The sequence below is a fragment of the Microcoleus sp. w2-18bC1 genome (genome assembly GCF_036700365.1).
In the GTDB taxonomy this organism is placed as follows: Bacteria; Cyanobacteriota; Cyanobacteriia; order Cyanobacteriales; family Microcoleaceae; genus Microcoleus.
In genome coordinates this window covers 35,773-36,872 of record NZ_JAUBOS010000063.1, presented here as the reverse complement: position 1 = coordinate 36,872, position 1,100 = coordinate 35,773, and the positions used below count along the sequence as shown (strand labels likewise).

Genomic DNA, 1,100 nt, shown 5'->3' with positions numbered 1-1,100 from the left:
TCCAAGTCTTCTCTTCATCCCTTGGGCTTATCTTGGCAACTAGAATAACTGCTACCCCTACTTATTGAGCCGATACAAATTAACTAATTGTTGACAGTTGACAGTTGACAGTTGACAGTTGTTATTAGCAGGCCCAAGCTAGCAACAAATAAATAACCAATAATCAATGACTTCTTATTTCACTAAAAGCGGGAAAAAATGACCTACTGGGCCTTGGCCTTCCCCAATATCCAAAGCATATTTGAGAGCATTAGTCACATAATCCTTAGCCAATGTTACCGCTGTAAACAAATCTTTCCCCAAAGCCAAATTAGCAGCGATCGCAGCACTCAAAGTACAACCAGTCCCGTGAGTATTCCCAGTATCAACAGTCTCAACCTTCAAAGTCTCCAACCGCGTACCATCAAACCAAACATCAATTCCCCGCAAATCTCCCGCCATCCCGCCGCCCTTCACCAAAACAGCTTTCGCACCCAAACGATAAATCTGCTGCGCTGCCGATCGCATATCGTCTAGAGAAACAATCTCTAAACCGCTCAAAATTTGAGCCTCAAACCGATTCGGAGTCACGACAGCAGCCATTGGAATCAAAATATCCCGCAAAAAGGCGATCGCCCCCTCATCAATCAATCGATCGCCCGATCGTGAAACCATCACCGGATCGACAACCAAATTCCCTATTCCCAAAGTCTCAACCTGTGAAGCCACAGCCGCCATAATTTCCCGATTTAGCAGCATCCCAGTTTTCACAGCATCCACCCCAATATCCCCAACCACCGCCTCAATTTGAGCCGCCACAGCCTCAGCAGACAAAGCATCCACCCGCATCACCCCCAAAGTATTTTGAGCCGTCACGCAAGTCAAAGCACTCGTACCGTGCACGCAGTGAAACGCAAAAGTCCGCAAATCCGCCTGAATTCCCGCCCCGCCGCCACTATCCGAACCAGCCACAGTCAAAGCCACAGGAATCTTCGATTTAATCATCTTTTTTGCAACCGCAGATAAACGCAAACAAACGCAGATAAATCCCATCTTATCCGCGTTCATCAGCGCTCATCCGCCCACATCTGCGGTTACAAAATCCCATCTTATCCGCGTTC

The 1,100-nt window shown here is 47.5% G+C and carries 1 protein-coding gene; it reads right to left on the bottom strand.

Annotated features, from left to right (window positions below):
* Window positions 1–174: 174 nt before the first annotated feature.
* Window positions 175–984: a bifunctional hydroxymethylpyrimidine kinase/phosphomethylpyrimidine kinase gene (gene thiD / locus QT979_RS23525; RefSeq protein WP_333311847.1), complete on the bottom strand. Its 810-nt coding sequence runs from the start codon at window positions 982–984 to the stop codon at window positions 175–177.
* Window positions 985–1,100 lie beyond the last annotated feature (116 nt).

Bases quoted from the DNA above. Each gene is read 5' to 3' on its own strand.
- thiD (WP_333311847.1), bottom strand. From the start codon at position 984: ATGATTAAATCGAAGATTCCTGTGGCTTTGACTGTGGCTGGTTCGGAT.